Origin of the sequence: Stenoxybacter acetivorans DSM 19021 (assembly GCF_000745895.1) — a bacterium.
Taxonomy (GTDB): domain Bacteria; phylum Pseudomonadota; class Gammaproteobacteria; order Burkholderiales; family Neisseriaceae; genus Stenoxybacter; species Stenoxybacter acetivorans.
On record NZ_JQKE01000117.1, the window covers coordinates 1 to 2,924 of the forward strand.

At 49.9% G+C, this 2,924-nt stretch carries 1 protein-coding gene; it reads right to left on the reverse strand.

The features are described 5' to 3' along the window. The coding region (locus tag Q384_RS10755; RefSeq protein WP_037588023.1) for an FG-GAP repeat domain-containing protein at positions 1-2,924 on the reverse strand (2,924 nt) is incomplete at both ends.

Consider the following 2,924-nt stretch of genomic DNA (forward strand, 5'->3'; position numbering starts at 1 on the left):
TCCAGTGTGTCATCGCCTTTGCCGCCAACCATCTCATCATTGCCGCCGGAACCGATGACTTGCTCCACATTCACGAAGAAGTCGCTGTATTGGTCAGTGCCTTTGACTTTCGCTACCACACCCAATTCCATATCCACGGTGATGTTCCAGCCGGTCATGCGGCTGTAGTCCAACACGTCCACACCGCCGGTTTCACTCCACACTTTCGCACCGTATGCGTCCACTTCCCAACCGCCGCCGCCATTGTAATAGTCGTTGCCAAGCGTGCCGAAGAAGTGGTCGTTGTAGCCTGTGCCGCTGATGCCGGTGCCAAACGGGCTGTTTGCATTGCCGCTGTTGGTGCCGGCATTGTTTTCAGCAGTAATTGCTTCGGCGGTTAAGACATAAGCCTCATTGGAATGAATTGCTTTCAGGTTGCCCCAGTTGGTGTTTATCACTTGATTGGTATAGCCGCCGCCGTTTGCCGCACTGCCTTGAACACCCGATACACTGCCGACATTTGCCGATGAACCGTGAACGGCATTGAGCATTTGCACAGAGTACGTTTCGTTGGCATCTAAGCCGTAGAAGCTCACCAAGCCCATGGAGTTGCTTGAACCTGCCGATTGCGGATTAATCAATTGAGTGCCAACGCATACGCCTTTGCTGTCGTATAGCTTCACGGTATTGCCGTAGAAGGTGTTGATGCCGAAGCCATCAACAATGCGTACATGCAAGGCAGTGCCGTCGGCAGCAATATTGGTATTTTTCACCAAAATAGACGAAGCTGAGCTGTCTGAATTGGTAACGCTGTTTGCAGTGTTGTTCACCACACCCGGTTTATACAATATCAAATCGAGTGAGCCGTCCCAGTCATAATCAAGAGCCACTGCTCCGGTAATTTGGTTATCTGCTCCAGACAAGAATTGTATGCCCGCGCCACTCGCACCCCAGCTGCCGCTGCCGTTATTCAGATATAAGCTGACCTTTTGGTTTAATGCTGAATTACCCTGACCGTCATTGCCGGAATCTTGACGCGGCACTTCGATGACATCAATCAATCCATCAAAGTTCCAATCCACCGCAAATGACGTGCCGCCGGACATGGTGTCGCCAAACCACAAGGCATGAGCATCATCAGCTTGCAGCTGCCCTGTTCCATCGTTCAGATAAATACGGCTTTCCGCGCTGGAAGCATTGTTTTTAGAGCCTCGGTTGATATACAGATCCAGCCAGCCGTCACCATTGAAATCTGCAAAGGTGGTTGATTGCGACATCACGCCATAATCCACAGCACCATCGCTATCAAACACACTGCCATAGTTCATATAAGTGAACTCACCGCCAACTTTACCGGTATTGTAGAACACCCCCATGGCGCGGCTATTGTTATCATTAGCATATGTACCGGCAGCATTATTGCCGTAATCAGTGTGTGCCACCACGTCAATTGTGCCGTTGTTGTCTATGTCCACACCGCCCACTTCGTGCGTTACAGCAAAAGCGGCTTGGTTAATGGCTTTACCGGTAACACTGTTTGTACCCAAACCGTTACTCACCGTACTCGCGGTAATGTTCGGCAAACCTTCATTATTATTGCTGTCCGGCGATATTTCACTGTCATCTGTCGCCAGATAAACACCGTTTGCACCGGCATGATTCCATAAGAATGAAGTGGAATCCGGCTCGGAATCCGCCAGCACAAAGTCCAGATAGCCATCACCCTCTTTGTCAAATGCCACAACCCCGCCATTGTGATTTAAACGGCCTTGATATATTGATTGCGGCTGATAAGTGCCATCGGCTTTACCAAGCCAAGCCACGGTATAACCACCGTTGCCGTAGTCACTGGTTTGTCCCAATACATCAAAATAACCATCGCGGTTGTAGTCGGCAAACACAGCGGCATTAACAAAATGTCCGTAACCGCCGCCATTAACGTCGTCAGTTGCACCATTGGCTCTACTGGGTTCTGCCAAATAAACAGATTGATACTTGCCGTCAGTCGGATCGGTGATGCTGTAAACACGTCCGGCATTGCTGCGGTTGCCCGTACCCGCAGGACCGGCAACACTTTGCCAAAAGTTCCAATTACTGTTCACACCGATGGTTACTGCGGCTGCATTAACGCTGTAGTTACCGCCGTCGGTAGTACCGCCCCAGCCGGTATCAGCGGTTTGCGCCCCTGTATCACTGGAAGACACCCCTGTATTCACACTGGGGCTGGCTGAAGAAATATTGCCTGCTTTATCAAATACCCAAAAGCCCAAATTGTGGCTGCCGGCTGACAATGTGATGTTACTCATACTCCATGCACCACTGTCGTCCGCTTCTGCCCAGCCAACAATTTTATCAATACCTTCTTCAATCATGCTGTTGCCGTTAACATCATCTACCAACGCAACTTTGCTGCCTTTTTCAGCTGTACCATAATCCGCACTGCTGAAATTCAGAACATCATTCATGCCTATCAATTGCGGCACATTCGGTGCGGTATTGATGCCGTTTGGCGAAGTTAAATCCACATTAACGGTACGTTCTTGCAAAGCTGTGGAGGCATTGGCACCATTGAGAACACGCATTTGGTAAGTAATGACGGTATCCGCAGTGTAGGTATTTCCATTACTGTAATTCCAGTCTGTACCGCTGACAGTAATATCCTCCCATTTAACGCCGTCTACAGAGATTTGCAGACGTTCATCAGCCAGAAGATTACGGCTTAATTGACCATTAATGGTTGCAGGGGTGGAATCGCGCGTAATCAAATCATCATTCACCGCCATGCGGGTGGTGAAATCACCGGTATGGCTGCTCGGCAAACCATCGGTCGTGTCCATCAGCAAAGTGAATGTGGTGCTGATGTCATCGGGTGCACCGGCTACCTGTACGGTGGTTTCCGGTGATTTGTTGCCCGATGTGTCGGTTTGCCCTACTTTGACTTCATC